The following is a 14,374-nucleotide window of genomic DNA, read 5'->3' as shown; positions in this document are numbered from 1 at the left end:
CGCCCGGCTCAGTTCGCCGGGCACCGCCCCCCGGTGATCCGCGCCACTTCGGCCGGATCACCATCGGTGGCGGCGGGCTCGAGGCCAAGCGCACAGGCGATCATCAGATAGACATTGACGTTCTCGAAGGCGTCCGGACGCGTGCCCGCCGGGAAGATCGGACCGGCGCCGATAAAGGTCGCGCCCATGCTCTCGGCGCGATTGTCATAGCCATGGGTACCGTGCATGCCGGCCGGCCAGGCGCCGGAAAGATCGGCATCGCTGCGCGTCAGCAGCCAGCCCGGTTCGGCATGGATGAACAGGTCGGGGCCGCGATCGGGATGGTCGAAATGCCAGGTGTCGGGCATGGCGCCGCGCCGGTAGACGGTGACATGCTCATTGGCGCCATCGAGTGCGGCATAGGCGCGGTCAACGGCCTCCGGCTCGCCATAGGCCATCACGAACGGCTCGAGACCGGGGCCGTAGCGTCCGGAAAATTCCGGGATGAAGAGCCCGTCCAGATCGGCCAGCGTGTCGATGGCGACGGAGCGCTCCATCGAGACGTCCACCATGCCGTGATCGGAGACGATGATGATATTGGTGCGGTCAATCAGGCCGCGCTCGGTCAACCCGTCCACCAGCTCGCCGACCAGGGCATCGACGCGGGCGACGGCCTCGCCTTCCTCGGGCGTGAACGGACCGGCGCCGTGGGTGATGGTGTCGACATGGTCGAAATAGACCGCAGCCAGGCGCGGCTGTTCATCGGCCGGGGCGTCAAACCAGGACAGGACTTCGGCGACGCGGTCCTCATAGGGCATTTCGTGGACATAGGGATGCCAGACCGTCGGACGGATGCCGTTATGGGCCACTTCCGAGCCGAGCCAGAACATGATGCCTGAGCGCACGCCCTGCTCCTCGGCCGTCGTCCAGATCGGCTCGCCGCCCCACCAGCGCGGATCCTGCGGGCCGCCATTCCGGCTCGAGAAAACCTCGTCAAAGACGCGATCATAGGGCGCGTTGGAGATCATACCGTGGTGTTCGGGATAAAGCCCGGTCGCCAAGGAGTAGAAATTGACGAAGGTCTTGGACGGCATCACCGGAAGCATGCGCTGCGGCCGGGTGCCGCGTGCCGCCAGCGCCTGCAGATTGGGGGCATCCCAGCGGTCGATCGCGTCATAGCGCAGCCCGTCGAGCCCGATCATCAGCACGATCGGTTCATCGCTGGCCGCAGGCGGCGCCGGCGTGTGGGCGCAGGCGGCGAGGGCAAGCAAGGCGAGGCCGGTGATGGCCCTGGCGAGCAGGCGTGGATTGGTCATGTTCATCATCCCGTGTGGACCGGCGACTCGCGTCCGGTCGAACAGTTGAGGCTGCAGGTTTCGACACCGTGCAGACTGTGGGCAGGCTTTGGCAAGTTGTCCCTGACTAGCCGCCCTGCGAGACAGTTTCTTGTCAGCGTGCCGATCGTCTGCAGCAGGCCGCCGCTACCGCCCAGCGCATTTGCCCTTCGGGCCTGTGCTTGTTAAGTGTTGGTGACAGGAAAGCCGCCTGATTCACGCACCGATTCTGTGTGCCGGATACAAGGCGGCATTTTGCATTGCGCAGCGGGGTTTCACCCGGCAGCGACGCGAATGAGAGAGGACCGCCTTGAGCGATCACGATGATGTTCTGACCCCGCCACCCGGTCTGCCGGAAGGCGTTGGCAATATTTCCATCGAAGACGAGATGCGCACCTCCTATCTCGATTACGCGATGAGCGTGATCGTGAGCCGTGCCATCCCGGATTCGCGTGACGGTCTCAAGCCGGTGCACCGCCGTATTCTCTGGTCGATGCATGAAAACGGCTACACGCCCGACAAGCCCTATCGCAAGTCGGCGCGGGTCGTCGGTGATGTGATCGGTAAGTATCACCCGCATGGCGACCAGGCCGTCTATGATTCGCTGGTGCGCATGGCCCAGCCTTGGTCGATGCGTCTGCCGCTGCTCGACGGGCAGGGCAATTTCGGTTCGGTCGATGGCGATCCGCCGGCCGCGATGCGTTATACCGAAGTTCGCATGGACAAGCCGGCCAGTGCGCTGCTGGCCGATATCGACAAGTCCACTGTCGATTTCCGCGACAATTATGATGGCCAGGAACATGAACCCGCGGTTCTGCCGGCGCGTTTCCCCAATCTTCTGGTCAATGGTGCCGGCGGTATTGCCGTCGGCATGGCGACCAATATCCCGCCGCACAATCTGGTCGAAGTGATCAATGGCACGCTGGCCCTGCTCGACGATCCGCAGCTCGGCGAAAATGAATTGCTCGAATACATCCCCGGCCCCGATTTCCCGACCGGGGCGCAAATCCTCGGCCGCGCCGGTGCGCGCAGTGCCGTGGCGACCGGGCGTGGCTCGATCATCATGCGGGCCCTCACCACGGTCGAGGAAGTGCGCAAGGATCGCATGGCGATCATCGTTCACGAGATCCCGTTCCAGGTGAACAAGGCGACGATGATCGAGAAGATCGCCGACCTTGTCCGCGAGAAGAAGATCGAGGGCATTGCCGATCTGCGCGACGAATCCGATCGCACCGGCATGCGCGTTGTCATCGAGCTCAAGCGCGATGCCAATGCCGATGTCATCCTCAACCAGCTCTATCGCTGGTCACCGATGCAGACGAGTTTCGGCGCCAATATGCTCTCCTTGGTGCGCGGCCGCCCGCAATTGCTCGGCGTCATGGATATCCTCAAGGAGTTCCTGCGCTTCCGCGAGGAAGTCGTCGCCCGCCGTGCCAAGCATGATCTCGCCAAGGCGCGTGACCGCGCGCATGTGATCGTCGGTCTGGCACTCGCCGTCGCCAATATCGATGAAGTCATCGCCCTGATCCGTGCGGCGCCGAATCCGGCCGCGGCGCGCGAAGGCCTGATGGCCCGCGCCTGGCCGGCGCATGATGTTGCGCCGCTGGTCTCCCTGGTCGCGGATCCGCGATCGGTGCTGCAGCCGGACGGCACGTTGAAGCTGACCGAGGAGCAGGCCCGCGCCATCCTCGAACTGCGCCTCAACCGCCTGACCGGCCTGGGCCGTGACGAACTCGGCAATGAGGCCGGCACGCTGGCCGAACAGATCGCCGATCTGCTCGATATCCTGCGTTCGCGCGATCGTGTGATCGAGATCATTCGCGATGAGCTGGTCGAGGTTCGCGAGAATTTCGGCACGCCGCGCCGTTCCGTCTTCATCGATGGCGAGTTCGATTTCGAGGACGAGGACCTCATCCCGCGCGAGGAAATGGTCGTCACCGTCACTCATGGCGGTTATGCCAAGCGTACGGCCCTGTCCGATTACCGGGCCCAGCGGCGCGGCGGCAAGGGCCGTTCGGGCATGGCGACCAAGGACGAGGATTTCATCACGACCCTGTTCGTGACCTCGACCCATGCGCCGCTGCTGTTCTTCTCCAATCGCGGCATGGTCTACAAGACCAAGGCCTGGCGTCTGCCGCTGGGCGCGCCGAATACGCGCGGCAAGGCAATGATCAATCTCCTGCCGCTTGACCAGGGCGAGACCATCACCTCGATCATGGCCCTGCCGGAGGACGAGGACAGCTGGAGCGAACTGAATGTGATGTTCGCGACGGGGCGCGGCACGGTGCGCCGCAACCGCCTGTCCGACTTCGTGCAGGTCAATCGCAACGGCAAGATTGCGATGAAGCTGGAAGACGATGACAGCATTGTCGCCGTACGCCTGTGCACCGAGGACAATGACGTCTTCCTCGTCTCCGACAAGGGCCGCGCCATTCGCTTCCCGGTGGATGATGTCCGCATCTTTGCCGGCCGTTCCTCGGTCGGTGTGCGTGGTATCCGTCTGGCCGAGGGCGATCATCTGATCTCGATGGCCATTCTCAACCATGTCGATGTCACCTCACCGGAAGCGCGCGCCTATCTCAAGCACGCCACCGCAATGCGGCTGGCGGCGGGCGATGAGGGCGAGGACGCGGTCACGGCTGACGCCGGTGATGGCGAGGATGACGGCGAGATCGCTGCGCTGTCGCCGGAACGGATTGCCGAGCTTGGCGCCGCCGAGGAATTCCTCCTCACCGTCGGTGTCGATGGCATGGGCAAGCGCTCCAGCGCCTATGATTACCGTGTCATGGGACGCGGCAATCAGGGTGTCGCGGCGACCGATCTCAAGCGCGGGGTTGAGCTCGCCGCCAGCTTCGCCGTCGAGGACAGCGACCAGATCATGGCCGTCACCGATGGCGGGCAGCTGATCCGCTTCCCGGTCGAGACTGTACGCATTGCCGGGCGGTCGACGCGCGGTGTGCGCCTGATCCGTCTCAATGAAGGCGAGAATGTTGTCGCCGTCGTACGCATTCAGGATGCGGGCGATGAGGACGGGCATGACGGGGACGGGCATGACGGGCATGACGGGGCTGACGGCCTGTCGCCTGACCTTGATAACGGCAGTGAGGGACCGGGCAACGAGACGGAGAGCTGATCATGGAAACTCGCACCGCGCTTTATCCCGGCACGTTTGACCCGCTCACCAATGGGCATCTCGATATTATCGGGCGCGCGGTGAAACTGGTTGATCATCTGATCATCGGTGTCGCCATCAATGCGGCGAAGCAACCGCTGTTCTCGCTCGAGGAACGGGTCGAGATGCTTCAGTCGCAAGTGGCTGATATCGCCGGCAACACCATCGTCGAGGTGCGGCCGTTCGAGGGGTTGTTGATGCATTTCGCCGAGCAGGTCGGGGCCCAGTCGATCGTGCGCGGACTGCGGGCCGTGTCCGATTTCGAGTATGAATTCCAGATGGTGGCGATGAATCAGCAGCTCAATGATGATATCGAGACTGTCTTCCTGATGGCGGATCCGCGCCACCAGGCCATTTCGTCCCGGCTGGTGAAGGAAATCGCTTCGCTGGGCGGTGAAATCTCGGCTTTCGTGCCCCCGGTGATCGAACGCCGTTTGAAGGAGCGTCTCGCGTGATCAAACATCTTACACTCTCCCTTGTCCTCTCGCTCGGTCTGGCGACCGCTGCCTGCGCGCGCGAGGCCGATACCGGCCAGGCCGCCGATGCCGACATCGTCACCCTCGTCCAGGACGATACCGGTGCGGCCGGCGGCGCGGCGACGTTCGATTTCCCCGAAGACGCCTGGCGCGAGCTCGATCCGGAAAACACGCTCTATATCGAAACGCCGCGTGGCCGTGTGATTGTCGAGCTGGCGCCGGAATTTGCGCCCAATCATGTCGAGCGGATGAAGACCCTGGCGCGGGAGCAATTCTATGATTTCCTGGTCTGGCACCGTGTCCTCGACGGCTTCATGGCCCAGGGCGGCGGCGCGCGCGGCAATCCCAATCACCGCACCGAATTGCCGGCGATGGACTCTGAATTCACCGTGCGCCGTGGTGCCGAACTTCCAGTCAGCGAGTTGCAGGACCGTGTGATCAACCCCTCCAATATTCCGCAATCGGCCAAGGCCGGTTTCTGGCACGGTTTCCCGGTTGGCACCCAGACGCTGGCCGCCGCCGCCCTGACCGGCGATGGCCGCATCAATAGCTGGCTCCTGCATTGCACCGGCGCTGCTGCTGCTGCTCGCACCAATGACCCCAACAGCGCCGGCAGCCAGTTCTACATCACGCGCGGCAATGCCGAGCACCTCAACGCGATCTACACCGTCTGGGGCCGCGTCCGCGCCGGCCAGGACGCCGTCAACGCGCTGCGCACCGGAACGCTGGGGCAGGATCCGGGCTTTGTGCCGGACACGATCGATTCGATGCGCGTCGCCGCTGACCTGCCCGAATCCGAACGCACCCATATCCAGGTTGTCGACACCGAGTCGGCTGCTTTTACCGCCTATCTCGATTCACTGCGCAATGCCGCCGGCGCCCTGCCGGATGTTTGCGAAATTCCCGTGCCGACACGAATTCTGGAGTAAATTCAATGGCTGAAGAACAACTCGTATTCACCCTCGAAACGGGTGATGTGACGATCAAACTGCGCCCCGACCTGGCGCCCAAACACGTCGCCCGCATCACCGAGCTGGTGAAGGAAGGCTTTTATGACGGCCTGACCTTTCACCGCGTGATCGACGGCTTCGTCGCCCAGGGCGGTTGCCCCAACGGCAATGGCATGGGCGGTTCGGGCACCAAGATCCCGGCCGAATTCAACGCCGAGAAACACGTCCGCGGCACCATGTCGATGGCCCGCTCGTCCGATCCGAACAGCGGCGACAGCCAGTTCTTCATCTGCCTGGATGCCGTGCCCTATCTCGACAACCAGTACACTGTCTGGGGCGAAGTCATCGACGGCATGGACCATGTCGACGCCATCCCGAAGGGCGAGCCACCGGCAAACCCCGGCAAGATCATCAAGGCGAGCATTGTCGAGGTTTAGGCTCCGACGTATGTGCTGAAATGGAGAGCCGCGATGCCTTTGGGTGTCGCGGCTTTTTGTTGGGTGGGGGCGAGGTGGGTTGGCTTGAGGCGGGAATGGGTTGGGGCGGCATCACTTCGCCAACGCCGCTGAACGGCGGCTATTGGTACGTCGCATCCAACTCAGCCTGTGACAGTGTTTCAGCTTCCAGCTCACCGGAAATGAAGTCCGCCAGCACGCGGATCAACTCGGGCACTTGATCGGGCGTGATCGTGGAACCTACCGATTGTCCTCTAGCAGATCGCTGAAATTTGACAAAAACACCACGATAATACGCGTAACCAAAGCCGTAACTGTTCGCCCGATCCAGCTCGCACTGCCGTCGAGCATCTTGTGCCATTCGCTGGTTTGATCGGTTGTGCTCCCTTTCGTCGAGATATTCCGCGTGGCGACAACGGGCGTCGCTGTCGACTGAAATGTCCCGCTCGAACACGTCGCCACGGGCTGCCGCTATAGCGTGCCAACGTAGGAATGTTTGCAGGTCATCGATCAGCTCGGGTGCGTCGTCGAGGCGCACAGCAAAGCGACTATACCCAGTCCCTCCATAGGTATCGATTTCGAACAATACGAAGTCGCCATCAGGCACACTACCATCACTAAGGCATAGGCTCGCGAATGTGGGCCGTAAGTCGTAGCTTGATGTAATCGAATTGTGGTCTGCTGCTCTAAAGGTGGTTGCAACGCTGCGCTCTTCTGTGATGTCACTACGCACGCAGTCTGCGAGTGCTGGGCCCGCAAGCGCCAAAGCGGCTAATGCGCTGCCAATTAGAATGCCGATGGTTCGTTTCATGGTGTCCGCTCCTCGTTTCGGTGCATGCGCTAGCGATCCACATGATATCGAATAGCTTGGATTGACTATACTCAAGATTTCTTTGGATCGACCTGTCGTGTCTCGGAGTGTCCGCAGGCTTCGTCGTCGCATTTCAGGGTGTGAATTTGCAGCCCAGCGAACGCGAATTGCGGATCTGGTTTGATGTCTATGGTCTTGAGCCGTCCGGACCGACAGATCGGGCAGAGCGGAAGCGACGGATCGCCCGGCGCACGCGTCAGTCGCGACTCGACCGCCTTCAACCGGCGCTCCAATTCATCGACGCGATCGGGCGTCGCCCGCATACGTTTCCATTCATCCCAACGATCGAGGGCCGAGAGCATGTCCTGCAGCAATCCCATCACAATCTCCCAGATTACTAGTGCAATGCTCAACCTTTGCTCGGCGAACGTAAAGGAATTGATTGTCGACCGCTAGGCCGAGGCGATCTGCCTCGATCGAACAGCAGGGGCGAACACCACTTTCCCTGGCCAAAAATCTCGGGGCGCTTGACGTTTTTCAAATCTTCGCCCGCGCCGGGCGGAGCGATCCCTGAAACCCTTGCCAAGCAGGGCGCCAGACTGGACTTGTCTCGTCAAGGGTGAAACCGCGAAGCGGCGCCTCCGGCGCCCTTGACGAGACAAGTCCAGTCTGGCCGGATCCCGGCATGGTTTTCAGGGCGGGGTGTGGGCCGGCGCGGGGCAAGCTATTCCAAAACTTACAACGCACTCTTCCCCCGCACTTGTTGCGGGGCCTGCCGGAGGGGAATCCAGCCAGCTGGCCAACGCATGGCAGGCCCCGGAATTCGCTGTGCTCCTCCGGGGGAAGGTTTGTGGTGTTATGAGATAGAGCGCCTTGCGCCGGGCAGCCGAGCGCCGCCACCGGCGCAACGACATCCCCTGATTTCCCCTCCCAATCCGCCAATCTTCCACTACACTGCCCCGATCATGCCACCGCCCGGAGCCCTGACATGCGACGCCATTCACTTCCCTTGCTCATCATCGCCGCCACGCTTTGCCAGCCCGCCGCAGCCCTGGCGCAACCGGCCAGCGAGGCCCGCGAGACGGTGGAAGCCGTCTGTTCCGCCTGCCATGCGATCAGCACGGTCGAGCGCACATCGGGCTATTCGCGCGAGGACTGGAGCGCGCTGACCGCGATGATGATCGACCTGTCGGGCGCGCCGGAAATGCAGGCGGAAATCCTTGACTATCTTGCCGAACATTACCCGCGCAATGACAGCCGCGCCGCGACACCGGTCGATGGTCCGATGTCGATCCGTTTCGAGGAATGGCAGGTGCCGACCCTGGGGCAGCGCTCGCGCGATCCGGTCGAGGCGGCCGATGGCAGTATCTGGTGGGTCGGGCAATGGCTCGACATTCTCGGCCGGCTCGACCCGGTAACGGGCGAGATGGAGGAATTTGATCTGCCCGCCGGTGCGGGGCCGCATTCGGTGACGATCGGCCCGGATGGCGATGCCTGGTATACCGGCAATCGCAACGCCACGATTGGCCGCTTCAACCCGGCGACCGGCGAGATCACCGAATATCCGATGCCCGATGAGGCCGCCCGCGACCCGCATACGGCCGAGTTCGACGCCGATGGCATCATGTGGTTCTCGCTGCAGGGCAGCAATATGATCGGCCGCCTCGATCCGCAAAGCGGCGAGGTTCGCCTGGTCGACAGTCCACGCGCGCGCTCGAGGCCCTATGGCGTCAAGATCGCGGAAGATGGCACGGTCTGGGTCGCCTGCAATGGCGCCAATTGCCTGCTGCGCGTCGACCCGGAAACGATGGATGTCGAGGAAATCACCCTGCCGGATGCCGGCACCACGGTGCGCCGGCTCGATATCGATAGCGATGGCATTATCTGGTGGGTCAATTCGCGGCTGGGGCGGCTCGGCCGCTATGACCCGCAAAGCGGCGAGATCCGCGAATGGGATTCGCCCAGCGGCCCCAATTCGCATCCCTATGCCATCGCCGTTTTTGATGGCGCGATCTGGTATAATGAGAGCGGGGTGCGCCCCGACATGCTGGTCCGCTTCGACCCGCAGGCCGAGACCTTCCAGAGCTGGCCCATCCCCTCCGGCCCGGTCCATGCCGGGATATTGCGCCATATGCGTACGACCCGCGATGGCCAGGCCCTGCTGATCCATCAGAGCGGGACCAATCATCTTGCGCGGGTGACGGTGGAGGGGCGTTGAGGCGGGGCATTGGTTTCCCGGCGCAATCGCCTGAGGAAAACAATCTCCTTCAAAACTCGCCCACGCAGGGCGCAGCGGTCCCTGAAATCCTTGCCAAGCAGAGCGCCAGACAGGACTCGGCATGGTGTTCAGGGCGAGGTGTGGCCCCGCGCGGGGCCTCCTCGGGACCAAACACAGCATAGGTTTTCCCCCGGAAGTCGCTGCGCTCCTCCGGGGGAAGAGCTTGAGACAGTTCATTCTCAAGAGTTCAAAAACCTAGTGAGCATGACGTCTGATTGAGGCGCGTTGATCGGGACGGCAGGTGGAGAACGGGTCTCACGGCTGATCAGCCAGCGCCCCGCGCAGCCGCAGCGTCGCCAGTAGCGGCCGGTGATCAGACCCCGTATTCGGTCCCGCCTCAATGGCGACCGTCTCCCAATCCTCCCCGGCGAAGATATGGTCGATCCCGAGCAACATCGGCGGGACGGGCGGTGTGCCCAGGCCGGCTTGCTGGAAACGGCCCTCGGCGGGGAAGGTGGCGATGCCGATCGAGCGGCGCTCAAGACCGAGATCGCGGTCGAGGCGGGCGAGGGCGAAGGCGGGGGCGGCGGCGTTGAAATCGCCCATCACCACCAGCCGGTCCTGTGGCCATTGTGCCAGGGCGCGGCTGAGGCCGCGGCGCTGGCAGTCCTGGGTCGCGCCGGGGAAGGGCCAGGTCAGGTGCACCGAGACGAAAACCGCCTCGCTGCCATCGGGCAATTGCAGGCGCGCCCACACGGCGGGCGGAATTTCCCAGTCACACGGGATCGTCGCGGCCTCAAGCACGGCCGGCGGCAGTTCGACACAGCCGGAGGCGAGCATGGGCAGATTGCTCAGCAGGCGGTTGGAGCGGCAGCGGGCGCCATGGGCATAATGCGCCACCAGCGCTTCGCCGGCCTCGCTGGCCTTGCCGAAGCTCTCCTGCAAGGCCAGCACATCCGGCGCGCGCACCGGCAACAGGCTGGCGGCATCCATCGGCGAGGCATTGCGGCCCCACAGATTATGCGTGCCGATGGCGATCTCATAGGCGTCGGGGGTCGGCTCCGCCGGTGTCTGGCGCCAGGCCCGGACCGTCTCGCCGACGCCCGGCAGCAGGATCACCGCGAAAGCCACCAGCGCGAGCAGGCGGGCGCCGCGATGCCGGTTGGCCTGGACGCTGAGGGCGGCGAGGGCGCCGATCACGATCAGGATGGGCCAGATCTCGCGCGCGGCGTCAAAGCCGCGCCAGAGCGGCGCCAGCATCAGTATCAGGGCCAGCCCACACAGCAGGCCGGTGGCGAGAAGGGCGGTAATGGTGTGACGCAAGTCGAATATCCGTTTGACCGTCGGCAGCCTCTCATACACAGCAAAGATTGCGAAGCGGTGTGTCCGACGGATGCAAGTGCCGCATTTTCGAACCGCAAAACCGGTTCCCACTTTTGCTGAAAATGCTGAATCCCGTGTGGTCGCATTTTCGAACCGCAAAACCGGTTCCCACTTTTGCTGAAAATGCTCTAGACCCCACCAGATGCGAGTAGATGATTTCGATTTCGACCTCCCCGAGGCCAGCATTGCCCTGCGTCCGGCGCGTCCGCGCGATGGCGCGCGGCTGCTGCATGTCGATGCCTCCGGCGCGCTGGCCGACAAGCAAGTGCTCGACCTGCCCGATCTGCTGCGCGCCGGTGATTTGCTGGTGTTCAACGATACCCGGGTGATCCCGGCGGCCCTGACCGGCACCCGCGCCGCGCGCGCGGTCGGTGGTGGCGGCGCGGTGAGTGCCGAGATCAATCTGCACAAGCGCATCGGCGCCGATCGCTGGCGCGCCTTCGTGCGCCCGGCCAAGCGGCTGAAAGTCGGCGATGTGATCGAATTCGGCGCCTTCTCTGCCGAGGTGGTCGAAAAGGCCGAAGGGGGCGACACCCTGCTGGCCTTTGACAAGAGCGGCGCTGCGCTCGACGAGGCCATCGCCGCCACCGGCGTGCCGCCTTTGCCGCCCTATATCGCGCGCAAGCGTGAGGTCGATGCCGCCGATATCGAGGATTACCAGACCCTGTTCGCCCGCGAGGACGGCAGCGTCGCCGCGCCGACCGCCGGGCTGCATTTCACCGAACGCCTGTTTGCGGCCCTGGCGGCGCGCGGTGTCGAGCGCTGTGATGTGACCCTGCATGTCGGCGCCGGCACATTCCTGCCGGTCAAGGCGGATGATACCGACGACCATCTCATGCATGGCGAATGGTGCACGATTTCGCAGGCATCGGCCGACGCGATCAATGCGGCGAAGGCTGAGGGCCGCCGCGTCATCGCGGTCGGCACCACGGCGCTGCGCACGCTGGAGAGCCTGGCACCTGAGGTCGGGCGTATCGAGGCCGGCAGCCGCGACACCGAGATTTTCATCACGCCCGGCTATGAGTTCCGCATCACCGACGCGCTTTTGACCAATTTCCACCTGCCGCGCTCGACGCTGTTCATGCTGGTCAGCGCCCTGGCCGGTCTGGAGACGATGCAGCGCGCCTATGCCCACGCGATTGCGGACGGCTATCGTTTCTATTCCTACGGGGATACCAGCCTGTTGGAGCGCGCCCGATGAGCGTCTTTGCCTACGAGATCCACGCCAGAGACGGCGCTGCGCGCACCGGCACGCTGAAAACCCCGCGCGGCGATATCCGCACCCCGGCCTTCATGCCTGTCGGCACGGCGGGCACGGTCAAGGCGCTGTATATGGACCAGGTCAAGGACACCGGCGCCGACATCATTCTGGGCAATACCTACCACCTCATGCTGCGCCCCGGTGCTGAACGGGTGAAGCGTCTGGGCGGTCTGCACAAATTCTCCACCTGGCGCGGCCCGATCCTGACCGATAGCGGTGGCTTCCAGGTCTGGTCGCTGTCGAAACTGCGCAAGATGACCGAGGAGGGCGTCACCTTTCAAAGTCATATCGATGGCTCGAAACATCATCTGACGCCGGAACGCTCGATCGAGATCCAGGCCGACCTGCTCGGCGCCGACATCTCGATGCAGCTCGATGAATGCACCGCCTTCGGCTGCACGCCCGCAGAAGCCAAGGCCTCGCTGGAACTTTCCCTGCGCTGGGGCCAGCGCTCGAAAGACGCGTTCGGAACCCGCGATGACCAGGTCTTGTTCGGCATTGTCCAGGGCTCGGTATTCGAAGATTTACGCCGTCAATCGGCTGAAGGGCTCAAGGAAATCGGCTTTGACGGCTATGCCATTGGCGGTCTCGCCGTTGGCGAAGGCTTCGAGCAGATGTGCGATGTGTTGGATTTCACCACGCCGCATTTGCCCGTGGAACGCCCGCGCTATCTGATGGGCGTCGGCAAGCCGATCGATCTGGTCGAGGCCGTCGCGCGCGGGGTCGACATGTTCGATTGCGTCCTGCCGACCCGCTCGGGCCGCCATGGCCAGGCCTGGTCGGATTATGGCCCGATCAATATCAAGCGCGCCGACTTCATCGAGGATGACACACCGCTGGCGCCCGAGATCGATTGCCCCGCCAGCCGGGATTATTCCAAGGCCTATCTCAACCACCTGTTCAAGTCCGGCGAATATCTCTCGGCGATGCTGATCTCCTGGCACAATATCGCCTATTTCGAACACTTGATGGCGCGCATCCGCGCCGCCATCGCGGCGGGTGAATACGAGGCCTTCCGGCGCGAATTCCGGGCGAAATGGGATCAGGGCGTCGCCGAGGCGGCAGCGCGCAGCGAATGAGCGACGCGCTCGTCATCCGCGCCCTGACGGCGCCGACTATCACCGCCCGGCTGGACGAATTCTGTGACCTGCTGCTCGACATCGTCGAGGGCGGCGCTTCGGTCGGCTTCATGGCACCGCTCTCGGCTGAGCGCGCGCGTGAGTTCTGGCAGGGGATTATCGCCGGCGTTGAGCGCGGCGAGCGTATCCTGCTCGCAGCGACAGACGGGCCTGACGGCCGCATCCTCGGCTCGGTGCAGCTGGTGACCGCCCAGCCCGACAATCAGCCGCATCGCGGCGATATCTCCAAAATGCTGGTGCATTCCAGCGCGCGCAAACAAGGCCTGGGCGCGGCTCTGTTGGCGGCTGTCGAGGCGGCGGCCATCGAGGCCGGCAAGACGCTGCTGGTGCTCGATACCGTGCCCGGCACGCCCGCCGACCGGCTCTATACGCGCGCCGGCTGGACGCCTGTCGGGATCATTCCCGGCTTTGCGCTGATGCCCGATGGTGCGCCCTGCGATACGCGGCTGTTCTGCAAGCAGCTCGGCCCCGCGCGTCACTCCGCCTCTTCAAGCAGTCCATAATCCTCGAATGCCCGCCGCATCTGGGCCGGGGGACAGCCGAAACCGTCATAGATGCCGCGCAGATAGGCGCGGCGGCGCTGGGCCATGTCGCGGCGTTCGCGGGCATCGTCCTCGATCCGGCTGGCGCCGCCGATGAACCGGATCACCGGGCGCACCGGATTGAGCCCGACAATGGTGGAGTGATACAGGCTGCGCGCGCCGTCGGAGGCGAGGTCCGGCGCCTGGGAGGCGAAATGGGCCCCCTGGTCGATCCAGCCCTCATGGTCATGATCCGCATCCGCCTCGGCTTCGCGGCGTTCGACTTCCTCGATGTCGGGGCCGAGCACGACGGTCAGGCGGGCGATGTCGCGCGCTACCGTCGAGCAACGCCGCGGCGAGCCTTCGCCGCCATAGGGGGTGGGGACGGTCTCATCGCCCTCATCGACCATGATCGGCCCGGGCCGCTCGCGCGGCAGGCCGATCGCATCTTCCACCGCGACGCTGGTCTCGTCGCGCGCAAAACTGCCGGCGCCCTGTCCGGTCGAGGAACATGCACTGACCGCTAACGCCGCCAGCACGCATGTCAGGAGACTGATCTTTCCACTCATGGATTCGATATTACCGCCAATTATGGCAAAACCGTATCGCAATTGCTGAAATCCATAGGCAAGCCACGATTGACCCACCGGAATCACCGCTATAGGTAGGGCCTTC

13 protein-coding genes are annotated in these 14,374 nt (G+C 63.8%); 8 read left to right on the top strand and 5 right to left on the bottom strand.

The window, feature by feature from the left end:
- Positions 1–8: 8 nt before the first annotated feature.
- Positions 9–1,295: an ectonucleotide pyrophosphatase/phosphodiesterase gene (locus tag ACN0YL_RS10845; RefSeq protein ID WP_417497984.1), complete on the bottom strand. Its 1,287-nt coding sequence runs from the start codon at positions 1,293–1,295 to the stop codon at positions 9–11.
- A 328-nt stretch (positions 1,296–1,623) separates the two neighbouring features.
- Here ACN0YL_RS10845 and gyrA point away from each other — a divergent pair, with 328 nt between their 5' ends.
- From gyrA to ACN0YL_RS10825, 4 genes are read left to right on the top strand one after another with little or no spacing between them, the layout of a single operon-like run.
- Complete coding sequence (gene gyrA, locus ACN0YL_RS10840; RefSeq protein WP_417497983.1) at positions 1,624–4,446, top strand: DNA gyrase subunit A; 2,823 nt, start codon at positions 1,624–1,626, stop codon at positions 4,444–4,446.
- A gap of 2 nt (positions 4,447–4,448) precedes the next feature.
- A complete protein-coding gene (gene coaD / locus ACN0YL_RS10835; protein ID WP_417491520.1) occupies positions 4,449–4,940 on the top strand; it encodes a pantetheine-phosphate adenylyltransferase in 492 nt (163 codons plus the stop codon).
- Positions 4,937–5,890 (top strand): peptidylprolyl isomerase, encoded by a 954-nt coding sequence (locus ACN0YL_RS10830; RefSeq protein ID WP_417497982.1) that lies wholly within the window; start codon positions 4,937–4,939, stop codon positions 5,888–5,890. Before coaD ends, ACN0YL_RS10830 begins: the two co-directional genes overlap by 4 nt.
- A 5-nt stretch (positions 5,891–5,895) precedes the next feature.
- Positions 5,896–6,348, top strand: coding sequence for a peptidylprolyl isomerase (locus ACN0YL_RS10825; RefSeq protein WP_417491522.1), 453 nt, complete (start codon positions 5,896–5,898; stop codon positions 6,346–6,348).
- Positions 6,349–6,487: 139 nt separating this feature from the next.
- Here the strand turns inward: ACN0YL_RS10825 and ACN0YL_RS10820 are convergent, their stop codons facing one another.
- On the bottom strand, positions 6,488–7,177 hold the full coding sequence (locus ACN0YL_RS10820; protein WP_417497981.1) for a hypothetical protein: 690 nt from the start codon (positions 7,175–7,177) through the stop codon (positions 6,488–6,490).
- A gap of 71 nt (positions 7,178–7,248) precedes the next feature.
- The gene (locus tag ACN0YL_RS10815) at positions 7,249–7,557 is read right to left on the bottom strand and encodes a hypothetical protein (protein WP_417497980.1); all 309 of its coding nucleotides are present in this window, start codon (positions 7,555–7,557) and stop codon (positions 7,249–7,251) included.
- 608 nt (positions 7,558–8,165) lie between these two features.
- Here ACN0YL_RS10815 and ACN0YL_RS10810 point away from each other — a divergent pair.
- Positions 8,166–9,395 (top strand): cytochrome C, encoded by a 1,230-nt coding sequence (locus ACN0YL_RS10810; RefSeq protein WP_417497979.1) that lies wholly within the window; start codon positions 8,166–8,168, stop codon positions 9,393–9,395.
- Between the two features lie 315 nt (positions 9,396–9,710).
- On the opposite strand, the gene ACN0YL_RS10805 is transcribed toward ACN0YL_RS10810, so the two are convergent.
- Positions 9,711–10,718: an endonuclease/exonuclease/phosphatase family protein gene (locus tag ACN0YL_RS10805; RefSeq protein WP_417497978.1), complete on the bottom strand. Its 1,008-nt coding sequence runs from the start codon at positions 10,716–10,718 to the stop codon at positions 9,711–9,713.
- Between the two features lie 202 nt (positions 10,719–10,920).
- Between ACN0YL_RS10805 and queA the strand changes: the two genes are divergently transcribed.
- The 3 genes from queA to ACN0YL_RS10790 are packed head-to-tail and all read left to right on the top strand — an operon-like array spanning position 10,921 to position 13,681.
- A complete protein-coding gene (queA, locus tag ACN0YL_RS10800; protein ID WP_417497977.1) occupies positions 10,921–11,979 on the top strand; it encodes a tRNA preQ1(34) S-adenosylmethionine ribosyltransferase-isomerase QueA in 1,059 nt (352 codons plus the stop codon).
- A complete protein-coding gene (gene tgt, locus ACN0YL_RS10795) occupies positions 11,976–13,118 on the top strand; it encodes a tRNA guanosine(34) transglycosylase Tgt (protein WP_417497976.1) in 1,143 nt (380 codons plus the stop codon). Before queA ends, tgt begins: the two co-directional genes overlap by 4 nt.
- A complete protein-coding gene (locus ACN0YL_RS10790) occupies positions 13,115–13,681 on the top strand; it encodes a GNAT family N-acetyltransferase (RefSeq protein WP_417497975.1) in 567 nt (188 codons plus the stop codon). Before tgt ends, ACN0YL_RS10790 begins: the two co-directional genes overlap by 4 nt.
- Here the strand turns inward: ACN0YL_RS10790 and ACN0YL_RS10785 are convergent.
- Positions 13,654–14,268 (bottom strand): hypothetical protein, encoded by a 615-nt coding sequence (locus ACN0YL_RS10785; RefSeq protein WP_417491528.1) that lies wholly within the window; start codon positions 14,266–14,268, stop codon positions 13,654–13,656. The genes ACN0YL_RS10790 and ACN0YL_RS10785 overlap by 28 nt on opposite strands.
- Between the last annotated feature and the right edge of the window lie 106 nt (positions 14,269–14,374).

The organism is Maricaulis sp., from assembly GCF_048269565.1.
GTDB lineage: Bacteria > Pseudomonadota > Alphaproteobacteria > Caulobacterales > Maricaulaceae > Maricaulis.
Note: the sequence above shows the minus strand (reverse complement) of the source record. Positions and strands in the feature narration are given on the sequence as shown.

Bases quoted from the DNA above. Each gene is read 5' to 3' on its own strand.
- queA (WP_417497977.1), top strand. From the start codon at position 10,921: ATGCGAGTAGATGATTTCGATTTCGACCTCCCCGAGGCCAGCATTGCC.
- ACN0YL_RS10810 (WP_417497979.1), top strand. From the start codon at position 8,166: ATGCGACGCCATTCACTTCCCTTGCTCATCATCGCCGCCACGCTTTGC.
- ACN0YL_RS10825 (WP_417491522.1), top strand. From the start codon at position 5,896: ATGGCTGAAGAACAACTCGTATTCACCCTCGAAACGGGTGATGTGACG.
- ACN0YL_RS10790 (WP_417497975.1), top strand. From the start codon at position 13,115: ATGAGCGACGCGCTCGTCATCCGCGCCCTGACGGCGCCGACTATCACC.
- tgt (WP_417497976.1), top strand. From the start codon at position 11,976: ATGAGCGTCTTTGCCTACGAGATCCACGCCAGAGACGGCGCTGCGCGC.
- ACN0YL_RS10785 (WP_417491528.1), bottom strand. From the start codon at position 14,268: ATGAGTGGAAAGATCAGTCTCCTGACATGCGTGCTGGCGGCGTTAGCG.
- coaD (WP_417491520.1), top strand. From the start codon at position 4,449: ATGGAAACTCGCACCGCGCTTTATCCCGGCACGTTTGACCCGCTCACC.
- ACN0YL_RS10845 (WP_417497984.1), bottom strand. From the start codon at position 1,295: ATGACCAATCCACGCCTGCTCGCCAGGGCCATCACCGGCCTCGCCTTG.
- ACN0YL_RS10820 (WP_417497981.1), bottom strand. From the start codon at position 7,177: ATGAAACGAACCATCGGCATTCTAATTGGCAGCGCATTAGCCGCTTTG.
- ACN0YL_RS10815 (WP_417497980.1), bottom strand. From the start codon at position 7,557: ATGGGATTGCTGCAGGACATGCTCTCGGCCCTCGATCGTTGGGATGAA.